Source organism: Pseudomonas sp. GXZC (assembly GCF_026967615.1).
Classification (GTDB): domain Bacteria; phylum Pseudomonadota; class Gammaproteobacteria; order Pseudomonadales; family Pseudomonadaceae; genus Aquipseudomonas; species Aquipseudomonas azotoformans_A.
This window is the reverse complement of sequence record NZ_CP114115.1, coordinates 3,198,611-3,215,507: the sequence shown is the minus strand read 5'-3', so window position 1 is coordinate 3,215,507 and position 16,897 is coordinate 3,198,611. Positions and strand designations below refer to the sequence as shown.

The 16,897-nt window shown below is 63.1% G+C and carries 17 protein-coding genes and 2 riboswitches; of the genes, 5 read left to right on the top strand and 12 right to left on the bottom strand.

The window, feature by feature from the left end:
- Positions 1-12: 12 nt before the first annotated feature.
- From OZ428_RS15010 to OZ428_RS14980, 7 genes are read right to left on the bottom strand one after another with little or no spacing between them, the layout of a single operon-like run.
- Complete coding sequence (locus OZ428_RS15010) at positions 13-843, bottom strand: DUF2797 domain-containing protein (RefSeq protein WP_038845285.1); 831 nt, start codon at positions 841-843, stop codon at positions 13-15.
- Complete coding sequence (locus OZ428_RS15005) at positions 840-1,100, bottom strand: YeaC family protein (protein WP_033902243.1); 261 nt, start codon at positions 1,098-1,100, stop codon at positions 840-842. The genes OZ428_RS15010 and OZ428_RS15005 overlap by 4 nt, the downstream gene beginning before the upstream one ends.
- 53 nt (positions 1,101-1,153) lie before the next feature.
- Entirely contained in the window at positions 1,154-2,077 is a 924-nt protein-coding gene (locus OZ428_RS15000; protein ID WP_269133907.1) for a tetratricopeptide repeat protein, read from the bottom strand.
- Positions 2,077-2,562, bottom strand: a complete 486-nt coding sequence (locus OZ428_RS14995; protein ID WP_033902245.1) for a hypothetical protein — start codon at positions 2,560-2,562, stop codon at positions 2,077-2,079. The genes OZ428_RS15000 and OZ428_RS14995 overlap by 1 nt, the downstream gene beginning before the upstream one ends.
- On the bottom strand, positions 2,562-3,911 hold the full coding sequence (locus tag OZ428_RS14990) for an AAA family ATPase (RefSeq protein WP_269133906.1): 1,350 nt from the start codon (positions 3,909-3,911) through the stop codon (positions 2,562-2,564). The genes OZ428_RS14995 and OZ428_RS14990 overlap by 1 nt, the downstream gene beginning before the upstream one ends.
- Positions 3,912-3,949: 38 nt before the next feature.
- Entirely contained in the window at positions 3,950-4,924 is a 975-nt protein-coding gene (locus OZ428_RS14985; RefSeq protein WP_426130314.1) for a metallophosphoesterase, read from the bottom strand.
- The gene (locus OZ428_RS14980; RefSeq protein WP_003217892.1) at positions 4,921-5,811 is read right to left on the bottom strand and encodes an NAD(+) kinase; all 891 of its coding nucleotides are present in this window, start codon (positions 5,809-5,811) and stop codon (positions 4,921-4,923) included. Before OZ428_RS14980 ends, OZ428_RS14985 begins: the two co-directional genes overlap by 4 nt.
- Before the next feature lie 144 nt (positions 5,812-5,955).
- Here OZ428_RS14980 and OZ428_RS14975 point away from each other — a divergent pair, with 144 nt between their 5' ends.
- Positions 5,956-6,903 carry a DUF1853 family protein gene (locus OZ428_RS14975; RefSeq protein WP_269134182.1) on the top strand — a complete coding sequence of 316 codons (948 nt, stop codon included), beginning with the start codon at positions 5,956-5,958 and terminating at the stop codon, positions 6,901-6,903.
- Here the strand turns inward: OZ428_RS14975 and OZ428_RS14970 are convergent.
- The 4 genes from OZ428_RS14970 to cobW are packed head-to-tail and all read right to left on the bottom strand — an operon-like array spanning position 6,900 to position 13,377.
- Positions 6,900-7,499 (bottom strand): vWA domain-containing protein, encoded by a 600-nt coding sequence (locus tag OZ428_RS14970; RefSeq protein WP_269134181.1) that lies wholly within the window; start codon positions 7,497-7,499, stop codon positions 6,900-6,902. The genes OZ428_RS14975 and OZ428_RS14970 overlap by 4 nt on opposite strands.
- Before the next feature lie 53 nt (positions 7,500-7,552).
- A complete protein-coding gene (locus OZ428_RS14965; protein WP_269133904.1) occupies positions 7,553-8,551 on the bottom strand; it encodes an ATP-binding protein in 999 nt (332 codons plus the stop codon).
- Positions 8,551-12,312 carry a cobaltochelatase subunit CobN gene (gene cobN, locus OZ428_RS14960; protein WP_269133903.1) on the bottom strand — a complete coding sequence of 1,254 codons (3,762 nt, stop codon included), beginning with the start codon at positions 12,310-12,312 and terminating at the stop codon, positions 8,551-8,553. The genes OZ428_RS14965 and cobN overlap by 1 nt, the downstream gene beginning before the upstream one ends.
- Before the next feature lie 3 nt (positions 12,313-12,315).
- On the bottom strand, positions 12,316-13,377 hold the full coding sequence (cobW, locus tag OZ428_RS14955; RefSeq protein WP_038851265.1) for a cobalamin biosynthesis protein CobW: 1,062 nt from the start codon (positions 13,375-13,377) through the stop codon (positions 12,316-12,318).
- 93 nt (positions 13,378-13,470) lie between these two features.
- Positions 13,471-13,671, bottom strand: a riboswitch (cobalamin riboswitch).
- A 116-nt stretch (positions 13,672-13,787) separates the two neighbouring features.
- Positions 13,788-13,990: riboswitch (cobalamin riboswitch) on the top strand.
- A 96-nt stretch (positions 13,991-14,086) separates the two neighbouring features.
- Here cobW and OZ428_RS14950 point away from each other — a divergent pair.
- From OZ428_RS14950 to cobM, 4 genes are all read left to right on the top strand, one after another.
- Positions 14,087-14,275, top strand: coding sequence for a CbtB domain-containing protein (locus OZ428_RS14950; protein WP_012723860.1), 189 nt, complete (start codon positions 14,087-14,089; stop codon positions 14,273-14,275).
- Between the two features lie 11 nt (positions 14,276-14,286).
- Complete coding sequence (locus OZ428_RS14945; protein WP_038851263.1) at positions 14,287-14,991, top strand: CbtA family protein; 705 nt, start codon at positions 14,287-14,289, stop codon at positions 14,989-14,991.
- Positions 14,988-15,380: a cobalamin biosynthesis protein gene (locus tag OZ428_RS14940; RefSeq protein WP_033902254.1), complete on the top strand. Its 393-nt coding sequence runs from the start codon at positions 14,988-14,990 to the stop codon at positions 15,378-15,380. The genes OZ428_RS14945 and OZ428_RS14940 overlap by 4 nt, the downstream gene beginning before the upstream one ends.
- 69 nt (positions 15,381-15,449) lie before the next feature.
- Complete coding sequence (cobM, locus tag OZ428_RS14935; RefSeq protein ID WP_269133902.1) at positions 15,450-16,196, top strand: precorrin-4 C(11)-methyltransferase; 747 nt, start codon at positions 15,450-15,452, stop codon at positions 16,194-16,196.
- 63 nt (positions 16,197-16,259) lie between these two features.
- Here the strand turns inward: cobM and nfuA are convergent, their stop codons facing one another.
- The gene (gene nfuA / locus OZ428_RS14930) at positions 16,260-16,844 is read right to left on the bottom strand and encodes a Fe-S biogenesis protein NfuA (protein WP_003190728.1); all 585 of its coding nucleotides are present in this window, start codon (positions 16,842-16,844) and stop codon (positions 16,260-16,262) included.
- Positions 16,845-16,897 lie beyond the last annotated feature (53 nt).

Genomic DNA, 16,897 nt, shown 5'->3' with positions numbered 1-16,897 from the left:
GGTGGCATCCTTCTACTGATGCACGGCGAGCTGGTAGGCCGTGTACTTACGAATGTTGATAACGCCGGTGTCGAAGATCAGGTATTGGCCTTTGATCCCCAGCAGCGTGCCTTCGGCAATCGGGTTCTTGTCCAGGTTGAAGCTGACGATCTTGGCCGGATACTGCTCGACCGGGTAGCGGATTTCGATCGGTTCGATGTCGGTTACCGCTTGGATGGCCTGCAGGCCAAAGCGTTCCTGCAAACCGAGCAAGCCTTCGGCGCAGGAGGCGAACAGCTCATCGCGCACCTGCTTGAGGTCGACGGCTTGGGCGTCGCCCTTGAGCAGCGCACGCCAGTTGGTTTTATCGGCTACCTGGCTGCGGAACAGGTCTTCGACGAAACCGGACTGCTGGCGGGTCGCCACGCGCATGATCGGCAGGGCCTGGCTCGCGCCCTGGTCCAGCCAGCGCGTCGGCAACTGGGTGGCGCGGGTGATGCCGACCTTGATCCCCGACGAATTCGCCAGGTACACCACGTGGTCGGTCATGCAGAATTTTTCGCCCCAGCCCGGATCGCGGCAAGTGCCGGCGTCGTAATGGCAACGTTCGGGGCTCATGATGCACAGGTCACACTGGGCCAGCTTGGTCATGCACGGGTAGCAGTAACCCTGGCTGAAGCTGGTCTTGGTCTTGCGGCCGCAATGGCTGCAATGGATGGCACCGAGGTATTCCAGGCGTACGTGCGTACCGATCAACGGGTTGACCGGCACCTCGACATCGCCCAGGCGAAACGCGTATTGAACGGTCGGCTCACCGAGTTGCGCTGACATTTTGCTGACTGCACCGCGACCAATTTCAATCAATGGATCGCATCCGACTTGAACAGGATATTCGGTACGGGCGCCGACTTGGACGCACATTCCTGTGGGCCCATGTAGCCGGTGCGCTGCTCTTCCGGCAGGTTCTGGATTTCCCAGGCGATCATGGCCTGCAACGACAGCTCGCGCTGTTCGGCGGAGAGTTTGCGGCCATCGGACCACTTGCCGATCTCTACGGCGAGCTTGAGGCTCTCGTAGATGTCCGGGGTGATGTTTTCGATCATTTCAGCAAAAGACGACATGTGAACAACCTCTGAGGTTCAGCGAGTACATGGGTGACGGGGCCTCTGGCCCGTCAGAATTCCTTGGAGAGCTTGACCTGCACAAGCTCCTTGTCCAGCAGGCGCCGGAATATCTGCGGCGCCGTGAAGGTGTAGGCGGCAAACGCCAGCCACAACCAATTGACCATTTCGGCCACTTGCGGGTAGCCCTGGTCGGTCAACGTGATCACCACGACACGGTAGACCACAAACATGCACAGCAGCAGAATGATGGCGCGGGTCGCGCTGCGCTCGTTCATCCAGCTGTTGAAGCGCCACCAGGTGCCGAGGAACACGTTGCTGCGGGCCTTGACGGCCGTGAGCAGGTGCAGCGCCGCAACGTTGGTGGCGTTTTGTTGCAGGGCCCAGATCGCGTGATCGCGAGCACCATTGATGTCCCCTTTACGCAGCAACAGATGGCCGAGTACCACCACGGCCGCCGCATTCGCAGGGTCGGCTTGCAACGCCTGGCGCGCGAATTGATATGCTTGGTCCCACTGGCTGCTGTCGCGGTGAAATTGCGCCATGGCGACCAGGTTAGCCGGATCGTCCGGCCCCAATTCCAGGGCTTTCTGCAACGGCTCGCGGCTCTGCGCCAAGCGGCCGGTAAGTTGGTACAACTCGGCCTGGCAACGGTAGTACGCCGGGTTCAGCGGCTCCATGTCCAACAACTGGGTCACGTGTTCCTGGGCCAACTTGAACTTGCGCAGGGCAATCGCTACCTGCGCGGCGGCATAGTGGGACAGCGGCAGTTGCGCATCGGCGGCCAAGGCCAGCTGCACTTCGCGCTTGGCGGCATGCACGCGGCGCATGTTCATCAAGCAGATCGCCAGCAAGGCGTGGGCCTCGGCGGAATCCGGGTCGCTGGCCAGCAGTTGGCGCAGGGCATCGATTGCGCCGTCGTTGTGGTCGGCCTGCAGGCGCTGGTAGGCCAGTTGCAGCAGATAGTCAGTATTCATCAGCTCACCACCAGGTACCACAAGGTGTACGGCAGCCATTTGACGACCATGCCTTTAAGCACGAAGCCACCAATCAACGCCAAGGGAAAACCAAAGCGGCTCAACTCGCCGCCGTAGTACTGGTAAATTTCGATGGTCGCGCTTTGCTGCATGTACAACAGGTAGCCCAGGGTGAGTTTCCACACCACCAGCACCAGCAAGGCGTACTGGATCTGCGCCTGCGTCTGCAGATAACCCGCACCCACCAGCTGCAACAAGGCAAAACCGATCACGATGCTGCCCAGCAGCGCAACGCCCGCCAGCACCCATTCGCGCACCCGCGTCGGGCTGCCGACGGCAATGGAGTTGAACACAAACCACGGCAGGCCCAGCCACGCGCCGCCGAGCATCAGGCCGAGCAGCGGCCAGAACGGCGAGACCGCCCACTTGGCCAAGGCGCCGGGACGCGGTTCATCCTCAATGCGATAACCTCCGTACTGCGCCATCAGCGACCCTTCCCGTGCTTGTCGAGGAAGGCCAGCACTTCGTCGTACTGGTTGCCTTCGTTGGCATAGCGCGCGTAATTGCGCGCGGTGGTCAGCCATTCCAGGGTGGTGGCGCGCACCTCTTTCAAGGCTTGCTTGAAATGCCGGTCGCAAATCGATTGTTCGGCACCGCTCTCGATGGAGGCTTCAATCGCCTCATCAGCAGCGGTTTCCACCAACTCGCTGAGGTCGGCACCGGAGAAGCCCGAGGTGTTCTTGGCCAGGAAGGCGAAGTCGATGTCGTCCGCCATCGGCCGACCTTTCATCATCGCCTTGAGCATGGCCTCCCGCGCCGGGCGGTCCGGTGGCGGTACAAACAGCACGCGGTCAAAGCGGCCAGGGCGACGGAACGCCGAGTCCACCGACCACGGCACGTTGGTCGCGGCCAGGATCAATACGCCGTGGTTGTCGTTGGTAAAGCCGTCCATCTCGGAGAGGAACTGGCTCACCAGCTTGGACGATGTCGACTCGCGGGTATTGGCACGTTTGCCACCCAGCGCCTCGACCTCGTCGAAAAACATCACCGCCGGCGCCTGGGCCCGCGCCTGTTCGAACAACGCGTGCAACTTGCGCTCGGATTCGCCGATGTACATGTCCAGCACATCGGAAATCGCCACGTTGAAAAACGTCGCCTTGCACTCCCCAGCCGTAGCCCGGGCCAGCATGGTCTTGCCGCAACCCGGTGGACCGTACAGCAGCACGCCGCCGCCGACTTTCTTGCGAAAGCGTTGGAACAGGCCCGGTTTCTGGTACGGCAGGATGATCTTTTTATGGATGGTCTTTTTCAGCTCATCCAGGCCGCCGATATCATCGAAGGTCAGGGTTTCGTTTTCCGGCACCAGCAGGCGCACGACTTCACTCTGGTCAGTGTCGTCATTGGAGATCACGCGAAGGCGCGGACGACCCTCGGCGCCAGGGAAATCCACCACCGACACGTTCAAGCGGCGCCACAGCGCCATGTCTTCCAGGGCTGGATTGGCGTCCACCGCTGCGCGGTATTCCACCTGGGCTTCCTTGAGACGCTCCAATGCCGCCAGGGCACGGGCCTTGAGCAGGCGCGAGGCCGGGTCTTCGCCTTTGATCAACGGCAGCGCCCTTTGCGCTTGACCGTCGGCCAGCAACAACTGCGCCGCCGCGAACTTCAAGGCGGGCGCGTCAGGCCATTGTTCAAGGTCGTCGGGCAACAGCTTCAGCCCGCGTGCGTGCTCGCCGCGCTCAACACTGGCGCTCAGCAGCACGGTCAGCAGCGCGACGTTACCAGGGGCCGCGGCCAGCGCAGCCTCCAGTTGGTCGAACGTCGAATCATCCATGGAGTTTCCTCAAAAGTGCATGTGCAGCGCGCAGGGGCTCATGTGAGCACCTCCGGCCGCTCGACATCGACCCAGACGAACTTGCGCGGGTCGAGGCGGGTTTCCTGGTCCAGGCGATAGGCGACCAGCTTGCCGTACAGCACCGCGCTGTAGTCCAGGCAAGCCAGGTTCTCGCGGATCGGCGCCGGTTTGCCGCTGCGCCAGTAGTGACCAACGAACAACAAGGGTTCGTCGACGCCGTAGCGCAGCAGGGAATTCTTTTCGGTGGACGACAACGGCGTGCGCGCCACCGGTTCCGGCAACGCGTCGGGCTGGAACACAATGTCGCCGTAGGTCTTGGGGTCGTCTTCCCAGAACTTGGTGCGAAAGAACGAGCGCGTCAGGCCATCGCCGCCGGTCAGCGTAAGGCCATCCGGCAGGCGCATGTCGGTGCCGCGCAGCAGCCGGTCGAAAGCGTTGCAGGCAAAACTGCCCGGCACGGCGGCGGCCTGCAAGAAATGCTGGTCGATGCAGCCATCCGGGAAGGTTGCGCGCAGCGGATCGATAAAGCCGTCATCCCAGCACGCATGCACCACGCGAAAGCGCCCGGCATCGACAAACAGCGGCATGTCGTAGAACCAGCCGAGGAAGTCGTGCCAGTCGGCCGGGTGGTGTTCGAACTGGGTCAGGGTCTCGTGGATCAACCGCGCATGCCGTGGGTTGTGCTCGCGCACGAACTGCTTGCCACTGCCCGGCGGCGCCGGTGTGGTCCAACCCAGGGCGTTGAATTCATGGTTGCCCATGATGCACAGCGCCTGGCCGGCCTCGGCCATGTCGTGGACGATGTGCAGCGCCTCGCGGATACGCGGCCCCCGGTCGATGATATCGCCGAGGAACACCGCCATGCGCGACGGATGGCGCCAGGTGCCGCCCTGCTTGTGGTAGCCCAACCGGTCGAGCAAATGCTCAAGGGTATGGGCGCAACCGTGCACGTCACCAATCAGGTCGTAGCTACGCGCGGGATCGAGCATCAGTCGCCTCCACCCCCCAAGCGGCTGCCCCAGCCCAGCTTGGTACGGCACACTTCGTAGTAGTTGTGGTCCAGCGGGTGGATCAACCGCAACTTCTGTGCCTTCTTGCTCACGGTGATGGTGTCACCGGGGGCGCAGGTGAAATGATTCTGCCCGTCACACGACACCTGCGGGTAGATCTGCATGTCTTTGGACACCACGATTTTCAGCTCACTGTTGCCGTCGACCACAATCGGCCTGCTCGACAACATATGGGGGTACATCGGCACGATCACAATGGCATCCAGCTTGGGATGCATGATCGGGCCACCCGCCGACAACGCGTAGGCGGTGGAACCGGTGGGCGTGGCCACGATCAGGCCGTCGGCCTTCTGGCTGCACACGAACTGGCCGTCTATATAGAGTTCGAACTCGATCATCCGCGTGGACTTGCCGGGGTGCAGCACCACGTCATTCAAGGCATCGCCCTGGCCGATGGCCTCGCCGTGGCGGCGCACTTCGGCTTGCAGCAGGAAGCGGTTCTCCACCAGGTAATGGCCGTCGAGCACCTTGGCCACTTCGACTTCCAGCTCATCAGGGCGGATATCGGTCAGAAAACCCAGGCTGCCCCGGTTGATCCCCAGCACCGGCACGTTATGCCGCGCCAAGGCACGGGCGGCCCCCAACAGGCTGCCGTCGCCGCCGACCACAATCACCATGTCACAGACTTCGCCGAGCATCTTGCGTGACGAGGTCTGCAGGCCGTGGCCGGGGAGGATTTCAGCGATGGTGTCTTCGAGGATCACATGCAGGTGGCGTTCCAGCAGGAATTTTTTCAGCCGGCGGACGGTGTCCAACACCTGGGTACTGCCCAGGCGACCGATAATGCCGATATTGCGAAATTGCTCCATGGGGCTCCTGCGGGATATGGGGTGTGGCAAAAAGAAGGATTATGGGCGAAAGGCCGCCCCAGGCAAAATCCTTTGTCGCCGTGACGCCTTGATGACAATGGTTCTCAGCCACCCATGCCCCTTGTAAACGGCTATGCTCGGACCATGACTGTGTTCCCGGATCTGCACAACCTGCCCCGCCAGCTGCGCCACCCCGAAGTGCGCGACCTGGCGTGGGTGATGCTCGCCCCGCCGATGCTGGCGCAGACACCTTGGCCGCAACGCCATCCGCTGGCCGACAGCGATTGGGTGCAGGCCCCGCATTTACTCGAGCAGTGGTTGCGCCAACTCGACCAGGACAGCAGCACCTTGCAGCAGTGGTTGAGCCAGTCGCGCACCCGGCGCCTGGGCCTGTATTACGAACGCTTGTGGCAGTTCGCCGTGCAGCATGCGCCGGGGGTTGAGTTGCTGGCGGCCAACCTGCCAATCCGGCGTGCCGGACATACCCTGGGCGAGCTGGACATGCTGCTGCGTGACCGCGACGGCGTGCATCACCTGGAACTGGCGATCAAACTCTATCTTGGGCCGCAGGACGGCAATGGCCAGGATACGGCGCAGTGGTTGGGGCCTGGCTGTCATGACCGGCTGGATCGAAAACTGGCGCATCTGGCCCAGCACCAACTGCCCATTTCAGCGCGGGCGGAAAGTCGCGAGGCGTTGGCGGCGTTGGATATCCAGCAGTTCGATGCGCATTTGTGGCTCGGCGGTTATCTGCTGTATCCCTGGCCTGGCGAGGCCCAAGCCCCCACTGGCGCCCATCCGCACCATTTGCGTGGGCGCTGGTTGCATCAGCGTGATTGGCAAGCGTTTGTCAGCCGCAGCCAGCCCGGCCGTTGGCAACCCTTGCCCCGGCATGCTTGGTTGGCGCCAGCGCATTACACGGCGGATCACGTCTGGAGTGAAGAACAGATGCGCGGCTGGCTGGCGGAGCTGGATCCGATGGCGCCGGCGCAGTTGTTGGTGCGCATGGTTCAAGTGGACGAGGATTGGGAGGAAGCCGAGCGGTTGTTTCTGGTGGCCGACCTGTGGCCGAACGTGCCCGGCAACACCTAATCGTCGATATGCCGGTAATCCAGTTGCAGCCCCACCGCCAGCGCCTGTGACCGACCCAACCGGATCGGCCCCCGCTCGATATCCACCAGCAAGCCAGGACACGCCAGCAAGGGCAACCCGTCGATATTCTTGAGTCGCCCATCCGTAATCACCAGCAACCGCTGTTGTTCAGCCGGATACCGCTTGCGCCGCTGCGCCAGCCACGCCCCGGCCTCGGTCAACGCCGCAAGCAACGGCGTACCACCGCCCGCGCCCAACTGATCCAGCCAACCCGCCAAGCCCTTCGCCGCCTTCAATCCCTGGACCTGCCATTTGGGCGAGTGCCCGCTGGCAGTCAACAACGCCATCCGCGCCCGTTGGCGGTAAGCATCATCAAACAGTTGCGCCAACAAACCCTTGGCGTCGGTGAGCGCGCTGTGCCGTCGGGTGGACGCCGAGGCATCCACAATCACCAGCCACAGCTCATGAGCCGAACGGCTGCGCAGGTGAAACAGCAAGTCTTCACGGGATTGGGGCCGACCACCGAGCAAGGTGCCCGGCCAATTGATCGAGCCTTGTTTCGCGCTGCGCGCCTTGCCGTGCCTGCCGCTGTCCAGTCGCCCGGCCTTGGGGCGGGCATCCGCCCCCACGTCAGGTCGGGGGCGAATGCCTAGGGCTTTTTTGGCCAGGTAGGTACATCCCGGCGCGCCCCCGTGGGCAGGGCCGGAGCGGGCATGTCGCCCCATTGGCCTTGGCCGGGCGAAGTGTCGGAGGGTTTGGGCGACTGCCCTTCGTTCGGAGGACTGGCCGGCGGCGCCTGCTCCTGGCGGCGGTGGCGCAAGGCAAACTCGGCAACCGCGTCGATATCTTCGTCGGCAATCGCGCTGGCGCCCCGCCAAGCAGCATGGGCCCTGGCACCCCGCAACCAGACAAGGTCCGCACGCAAACCATCGACGCCCGCGGCAAAACACCGCTCGGTGATCTGAGCCAGCGCGTCATCATCCAGCGCAATCGTGTCGAGCCGCGCCCGTGCCTGGGTGCAGCGTTCGCGCAAGGCCGACTGCGACGCTTCCCACTGCGCGCAGAACGCTGCCGGGGCGCTGTCGAAATCCAGGCGACGACGGATGATCTGCCCGCGCTCGGTCGGCAAGGTCTGCCCGCTCAACGCCACGTTGAAGCCGAAACGGTCGAGCAGTTGCGGGCGCAACTCGCCCTCCTCCGGGTTCATGGTGCCGATCAACACGAAGCGCGCCGAATGGCGATGGGAAATGCCGTCGCGCTCGATCAGGTTGGTGCCGCTGGCGGCCACGTCCAGCAGCAGGTCCACCAGGTGATCGGGCAGCAGGTTGACTTCATCGACGTACAACACGCCGCCATCCGCCTTCGCCAATACGCCGGGAGAAAACTGCGCACGGCCCTCGCCCAATGCAGCGTCCAGGTCCAACGTGCCGACAAGGCGCTCTTCAGTCGCGCCCAAGGGCAAGGTCACGAACTGACCGCTGGCCAGCAGGTCCGCCAAACCGCGCGCCAAGGTCGACTTGGCCATGCCGCGCGGGCCTTCGATCAGCACACCGCCGATCTTCGGGTCGATGGCGGTCAGGCACAGCGCCAGCTTCAGGTCATCGGCGCCAACTACGGCGGACAGCGGGAAATGGGGAATATCGGTCATCAGCTGTCTTCTTCTATATCGAGCAACAGGTTTTCCAACGCCTCGTGGTACGCCCCCGGCTCCTGCCACATGCCACGCTGTTGCGCTTCGAGCAAGCGCTCGGTCATATCCCGCAGCGCATCGGGGTTGTGTTGCTGCACAAAGGCGCGGGTGTCGGGGTCGAGCAAGTAAGCGTCGGCCAACAGGGCGTATTGGTGATCGTCAATCAGCGCCGTGGTGGCGTCGAAGGCGAACAGGTTGTCCACGGTCGCCGCCATCTCGAAGGCACCTTTATAGCCATGACGCTTCACGCCTTCGATCCACTTGGGGTTGGCGGCACGGGAACGGATCACCCGGTTCAGCTCTTCCTTCAGGGTACGGATCTTCGGCAGGTCCGGCTGGCTGTGGTCGCCATGATAGCTGGCAGCCTTGTCGCCACTGAGCGTTTCCACGGCAGCGAGCATGCCGCCCTGGAATTGGTAGTAATCGTTGGAGTCGAGCAAGTCGTGCTCGCGGTTGTCCTGGTTCTGCAACACCGCCTGCACCTGGCTCAAACGCTGGGCAAATTGCGCGCGGGCGGCGGTGCCTTCGTCGGAACCGCCATAGGCATAGCCGCCCCAGTTCAGGTAAACCTCGGCCAGGTCTTCACGGCTTTGCCAAAGACGACCATCCACCGCGCCCTGCACGCCCGCGCCGTAGGCACCGGGCTTGGCGCCGAAGATGCGCCAACCGGCCTGTTTCGCCGCCGCTTCTGCGTCCAGGCCAGACTCGAGCAGCGCCTCACGCTCACTGCGCACCTTGGCCGCCAGCGGGTTCATATCATCGGGCTCATCCAGCGCCGCCACGGCTTGCACTGCGGCGTCGAACAGGCGGATCAGGTTGGCGAACGCATCGCGGAAAAAGCCCGACACCCGCAAGGTCACGTCAACACGCGGGCGGTCCAACAGGCTGATCGGCAGGATCTCAAAATCATCCACCCGCTGGCTGCCGGTCGCCCACACCGGGCGCACGCCCATCAGGGCCATGGCTTGGGCGATATCGTCGCCGCCGGTGCGCATGGTGGCGGTGCCCCATACCGACAGGCCGAGCTGGCGCAGGTGGTCGCCGTGGTCTTGCAAATGCCGCTCAAGAATCAGGTTGGCGGACTGGAAGCCGATGCGCCAGGCCGTGGTGGTCGGCAGGTTGCGCACGTCGACGGTGAAAAAGTTGCGCCCCGTTGGCAGTACGTCCAAACGCCCGCGACTCGGTGCGCCACTCGGGCCTGCCGGCACAAAACGGCCGCTGAGGGCATCCAGCAATCCGAGCATTTCCGCCGGACCACAGGCATCCAGGCGCGGCGCAACCACAATGCGCAGGCTTTCGATAACCGCCTTCACCTCTTCCCAACCGGGTTCTTCCAACTGCTCAATCGGCCCTTCCAATGCTTGCTCGATCAATCGCGCCGCATAAAGCTCCAGGCGTTCGCGGGTATCGCCAGCGGTGCGCCACAACTGCGGATCAATCTTCTGCAACACCAACGGTCGACGCCCGGTCCAGGGCTCGGCCAAAGCACAGTCCAGCGGGTCGAACCCCAACTCAAAGGCCTTGGCCAGCACGCGCAGCAGGCTTGATTGCGGGCCACGGCCATCGCCACGCGGGATGCGCAGCAAGGCCAGCAAGGTGTCGATACGCAAGCGCCCTGTGGGCGACTCCCCAAAGATGTGCAGGCCATCGCGGATCTGCGACTCTTTCAAGTCGCATAGGTAAGTGTCCAGGCGCGGCAGCCACACGGCAGCGTCGGCGTCGCTCTCCAGCTCAAGTTCCTGGTCGATGCGGGTTTCGCGCACCAGCTTGAGGATGTCTTTCTGCAACTCCAGGGCGCGTCGCGGATCGAGCAGTTGCGCTTCGTAATATTCGTCGGCCAACAGCTCAAGGTTACGCAACGGGCCGTAGGTTTCGGCACGGGTCAGCGGCGGCATCAGGTGATCGATGATCACCGCCTGGGTGCGGCGCTTGGCCTGGGCGCCCTCGCCCGGATCGTTGACGATAAACGGGTAGATATTCGGCAGCGGCCCCAGCAGCGCATCAGGCCAGCAGTGTTCCGACAGGCCGACGCCCTTGCCCGGCAACCATTCAAGGTTGCCGTGCTTGCCCACATGGATCACACCATGGGCACCGTAGGTGTGGCGCAGCCAGAAATAGAACGCCAGGTAGCCGTGGGGCGGCACCAGGTCCGGGTCGTGGTAGACGGCGCTCGCGTCCACCTGATAACCCCGCGCTGGCTGGATACCAACGAACGTCAGGCCCAGGCGCAAACCAGCAATCATCAGGCGGCCGTCACGGAACATCGGGTCGTTATGGGGCGTGCCCCAGCGATCCAGCACGGCCTGGCGATTGGCCTCGGGCAAGCGACTGAACATCGCCTCGTACTCGTCCAGGCTCATGCTTTGGTGGCAGGGACGAAGGTCAAGGCTGTCCAGGTCGTTAGTGACGCCACCCAGCAAATCGTGGATCAGTGCCGTGCCATTTTCCGGCAGCGCATCCGGCACGGGATAACCCTCGGCGTGCAAGGCGCGCAGGATATTCAGCGCCGCTGCCGGCGTATCCAGGCCGACACCATTGCCGATACGCCCATCGCGGGTCGGGTAATTGGCGAGGATCAGCGCGATGCGTTTGTCGGCATTCGGCACCCGCGCCAGTTCGACCCAGCGTCGCGCCAATTCAGCGACAAAATCCATGCGCTCGGGCGCTGCGCGGTAGCACACCACGTCCGACTGACTGCGCTCGCTGCGCCACGCCAAATCCTTGAAGCTGATCGGCCGGCTGATGATGCGCCCGTCCAGCTCCGGCAAGGCAATGTGCATCGCCAGGTCACGCGGGCCGAGGCCTTGCTCGCTGGCTTCCCAACCGGGCTGGTTGTCCTGGGCACAAATGGCCTGGATCACCGGGATATTGCGGCGAAACGGGCGTAAATGTGGTGCTTCCGGGCTGGATTGGGCGAAGCCGGTGGTGTTGAGGATCACCGCCGCGCCCACCTCGTCCAGCAAGTCCTCGACCACCGCCAGGCAGCCGGGTTCTTTCAAGCTGGCCACCGCCATCGGCAACGGGTTGAGGCCCGCGGCCTGCAATCGCTGGCAGAACACATCGATAAAACCGGTATTCGCCGCCTGCAAATGAGAACGGTAGAACAGCACCGCCGCCACCGGCCACTCGGCATTCCAGTCGGCCTGCCAATGATTCAGCCGGGCGTTGGCGTGGCGCGGATGATAAATCGCCGTGCGCGGCAGGGTTTGCGGCTCGGCCCAGGCGTAATCACGGCCCAGATAGGCGCTGGCCAGACAGCGATAAAAATCCAGGGCATTGCCCAGGCCGCCCTGGCGCAGAAAGTGCCAGAGGCGATCACGCGCTTCGGCGCCGACGGTGCTCAGGCCACTGAGTTCCGGGTCCGGGCGATCATCCCCCGGCACCAGGATCAACTGCACACCCCGTTCGGCCAATTCCACCAGCCGCTCAATGCCGTAACGCCAATAACCGATGCCGCCATGCAGCGAAATCAGGATGACCTTGGCGTGGCGCAGTACCTCATCGACATACAGGTCCACCGAGGCATGGTTCTGCACCTGCATCGGGTTGGCCAGGCGAAAGCTGGGATAGTCGTCCGGCAACTGCTGCGCCGCTTCGGCCAGCAGCGCCAGGCTGGAATCGCCGCTGCACAGGATCACCAGGTCAGCGGGGGTTTGTCCGAGGTCGGCAATATTGTCGTCCGAGACGAAACCACCGGGCTGGGTCCTGAGCAGATGCATGGGTTAAACGCTGAGGGCAGCGCGCAGTTGCGCTTCGAGGCCAGCGGCGTCGAGGTCCTGACCGATCAGCACCAGACGCGTGATGCGCGCTTCGTCAGCGCTCCAGGCACGGTCGAAGTGCTTGTCGAAACGCGTACCCACGCCCTGGATCAGCAGGCGCATCGGCTTGTTCGGGATCGCGGCGAAGCCTTTGACGCGCAGGATGCCGTGTTGCACCACCAACTGGGTCAGGGCGTCGAGCAGCAGGGCTTCATCAGCTTGCGGCAGATCGATGGAGATGGAGTCGAAGGCATCGTGATCGTGATCGTCTTCACCTTCGTGATGATGATCGTGATGGCTGTGGCGACCGTCGATGTGCTCTTCGGAGCCCGCACCCAGGCCGATCAATACATCCAGGGGCAATCGGCCGCTGCTCGCCTCGATGATCTTCACCGCTGGCGGCAGTTCTTCCGCGACTTCCAGGCGCACGCGGGCCAGGTCTTCAGGGCTGATCAGGTCGGATTTGTTCAGGATAACGAGGTCGGCGCTGGCCAGTTGGTCGGCGAACAGCTCGTGCAGGGGCGATTCGTGGTCCAGGTTCGGGTCGAGCTTGCGCTGGGCATCCACTTGGTCCGGGAACGCAGCAAAGGTGCCGGCGGCTACAGCCGGGCTGTCGACCACGGTGATCACCGCGTCAACGGTGCAGGCGCTGCGGATTTCCGGCCACTGGAAGGCTTGAACCAACGGTTTTGGCAGGGCCAGGCCGGAGGTTTCGATGAGGATATGGTCGAGGTCACCGCGACGGGCCACCAATTCGCGCATCACCGGGAAGAACTCTTCCTGCACGGTGCAGCACAGGCAGCCGTTCGCCAGCTCGTAGACGCGGCCGTTGGCTTCTTCTTCGGTGCAGCCGATGGAACACTGCTTGAGGATTTCACCGTCGATACCCAGTTCGCCGAATTCGTTGACGATCACCGCAATGCGGCGGCCCTGGGCGTTGTCGAGCATGTGGCGCAGCAAGGTGGTCTTGCCCGAGCCGAGGAAGCCGGTGACGATGGTGACGGGGAGTTTGGCCAGTGTTTTCATCGGATGCCCTTGGGGGCGGGCATACGGGACGATAGGCCCTGCGACGGTGCGCAGCAGCGGATTTCGTCACCGGATCACCCCGCCCGGTTGAAGTAGAAAATCGGTTGCGAGGCAGGTCTCCTGGCTTGGGGCGTGCGGGTCTTGCGACCGGCGCTGACTGCGCCTTCCCGCCGGTTTGGCAGTGGCGTGGCAGTCAGCTGAACCCTTTACAGTTGCGGGGGCAGCCGCGGCTTGGACCGCGTTCCCTTCTTAGCTTCGGCCTGGGGCTGAAGAACCTCGAGGGTGCAAGGCTACGCAGTGCTTGGGGGATGGTCAATGATGGGGTTGGGTACATATCCGTTTCTGCGGTAACGGATACGCCCCCACCCAAAAGCACAACCCAATTGACTCCCCTCCCACCCCCATGCTCTCCTACACATCTTGTTTCGGGTGCCCTTCACAGGGTGAAACGGGAAACCGGTGCGTCATAACGATATGACCAGTCCGGTGCTGCCCCCGCAACGGTAAGCGAGCGAAGCGTCAGATCCACTGTGCCTACGGCATGGGAAGGCGATGCTTAATAGGCGCAATGCCCCTCGCAAGCCCGGAGACCGGCCCGAAAAAATCAGATAACAAACCCGCGGTGGGCGGGCGCTGTTCAAACCCTGCGTGCCCGGCTCGCGGGGTTTTCATGCGCTCGTTTCACCCTGACACCTGAAAGGGACGCGCCATGTCGATCATCAGCAGCACCTCGCACTCCGCCAGCAGCACCTCGACCCTGAGCCAACGCCTGACCGCCGCCATCGGCGCGTCGATCCTCGGCGCGTGCCTGGTGTATTTCGCCGGTTTCTCGCACATCGAGGCCGTGCACAACGCTGCCCACGATACCCGCCACAGCGCCGCGTTCCCGTGCCACTGAGACCTGCCGACATGATCAAGCGTATCGCGCAAACCGCAGGCTTCACCGGCCTGCTGGCTGCCCTGCTGCTGACCCTGCTGCAAAGCTTTTGGGTCGCCCCGCTGATTCTGCAGGCGGAAACCTTCGAAAAAGCCCCGGCCGCCACCGAAATGGCCCACGAACACGCCGAAGGCGCTGCCGCCCATACCCATGACGCAGAAGCCTGGGAGCCGGAAGATGGCTGGCAGCGCGTGCTGTCCACCACGGGTGGCAACCTGGTGGTCGCGGTCGGCTTTGCGCTGATGCTGGCCGGCCTCTACACGCTGCGTGCGCCAACCCGTACGGCCCAAGGCCTGCTGTGGGGCTTGGCCGGTTACGCAACCTTCGTACTGGCACCGACGCTGGGCCTGCCGCCTGAGCTGCCGGGCACCGCTGCCGCCGACCTGGCGCTGCGCCAGACCTGGTGGATCGGCACTGCGGCGTCTACTGCTGCCGGAATCGCTTTGATCGTGTTTGGTCGCAACTGGCTGCTGAAAGTGCTGGGCGTGGCGATCCTGGCGGTACCGCATGTGATCGGCGCGCCGCAACCGGAAGTGCATTCGATGCTCGCTCCAGAAGCCCTGGAAGCGCAGTTCAAGATCGCCTCGCAGTTGACCAACGTCGCCTTCTGGCTGGCCTTGGGCCTGATCAGCGCGTGGTTGTTCCGTCGCAACCGTGACGACCAATACTCGGCATGACTTTGGTGGTTGGCCTGGGTTGCCAGCGGGGTTGTGATCTTCACACCTTGTTGGCGTTGTTCGATTCTGCCCTCGCCGAGGGCGGTATCGAGCGCCAGCGCATTACTGCGCTGGCCAGTCTCGATCGCAAACAGCAGGAACCCGGATTGCTAGCACTGGCGCAGAAGCTGAACCTGCCGCTGCAGTGTTTCAGCGCTGAACAACTGGTGGTGTTTGAACACCGCCTGAGCCACAAATCCGACATCGCTTTTGCCCATACCGGCTGTTACGGCATAGCCGAAAGCGCCGCATTGGCCCTCGCTGAACAGCTCGCCGGCAGCCCTGCCCGCCTGTTGATCACTCGCCAAAAGAGCACCCAGGCCACCTTTGCATTGGCGTGCGCCGGCTAAAATCCCGATAATTGCCGACCTCGATCATGAGCAACATTCATGCTCGCCCGTTTTTAAACAGGAATTACCATGACCGTCTACTTCATCGGCGCAGGCCCCGGCGACCCGGAATTGATCACCGTCAAAGGCCAACGGCTGATCCGCAGCTGCCCGGTGATCATCTATGCCGGCTCGTTGGTGCCGGCGGCGGTTTTGGAAGGCCACTCGGCAGAAACGCTGGCCAACAGTGCCGAATTGCACCTGGAACAAATCATCGACCTGATCAAGACGGCCCACGCGAAGGGCCAGGATGTGGCGCGCGTCCATTCTGGGGACCCGAGCCTGTATGGCGCCATTGGCGAACAGATCCGCCACCTGCGGGAGCTGGGCATTCCCTTCCAGATCATTCCCGGCGTCACCGCCGTGGCTGCCTGCGCCGCCTTGCTGGAAAGCGAGCTGACCCTGCCTGACATCGCCCAGAGCGTGATCCTGACCCGCTACGCCGACAAGACCGGCATGCCCGCCGGCGAGGATTTCGACAGCCTGGCCCGACATGGCACCACCATGGCGATTCACCTGGGGGTCAATCACTTAGAGAAGATTGTCGCTGAACTGCTGCCGCATTACGGCGCGGACTGCCCGATTGCCGTGGTGCACCGGGCGACCTGGCCGGATCAGGATTGGGCGATGGGCACCTTGAGTGATATTGCCGACAAAGTGGCGGCCAAGGGCTTTCGGCGCACGGCATTGATTGTGGTCGGCCGGGTGTTGGCGAGTGACAGCTTCAGTGAATCGTCGCTGTATCGCGCGGGCCATGCCCATCTGTACCGCCCCTGAAACGGGACATAAAAAAACGGCGCTCACGGGGCGCCGTTTTTTTGTTCGCAGCGAACACCTTACTCAGTAGTAGGCGTTTTCTTTCTGCGTGTGGTCGGTCACGTCACGTACGCCCTTGAGCTCTGGAATGCGCTCCAGCAAGGTGCGCTCAATGCCTTCGCGCAGGGTCACGTCCGCTTGGCCGCAGCCTTGGCAGCCGCCACCAAACTTCAACACCGCAATGCCATCATCGACTACGTCGATCAGGCTGACCTGACCGCCGTGGCTGGCCAGGCCTGGGTTGATTTCGGTCTGCAGGTAGTAGTTGATACGCTCGTTCACCGGGCTGTCGGCGTTGACATTCGGCACCTTGGCGTTGGGCGCCTTGATGGTCAACTGGCCGCCCATGCGGTCGGTGGCGTAGTCGACTACGGCGTCATCGAGGAAGGCTTCGCTGAAGGCATCGATGTAGGCGGTGAAGCTTTTCAGCCCCAGGGCGGTGTCTTCAGGTTTCTCTTCCCCAGGCTTGCAGTAGGCGATGCAAGTCTCGGCGTATTGGGTGCCGGGCTGGGTGATAAAGACGCGGATGCCGATACCTGGGGTGTTCTGCTTGGACAGCAGGTCAGCCAGGTAATCGTGGGCGGCGTCGGTAATGGTTATGGCAGTCATGGAAACTCCTCACAGGCTTGCCGGCAGTTTACGCCAAAATATTACGCAGGTAC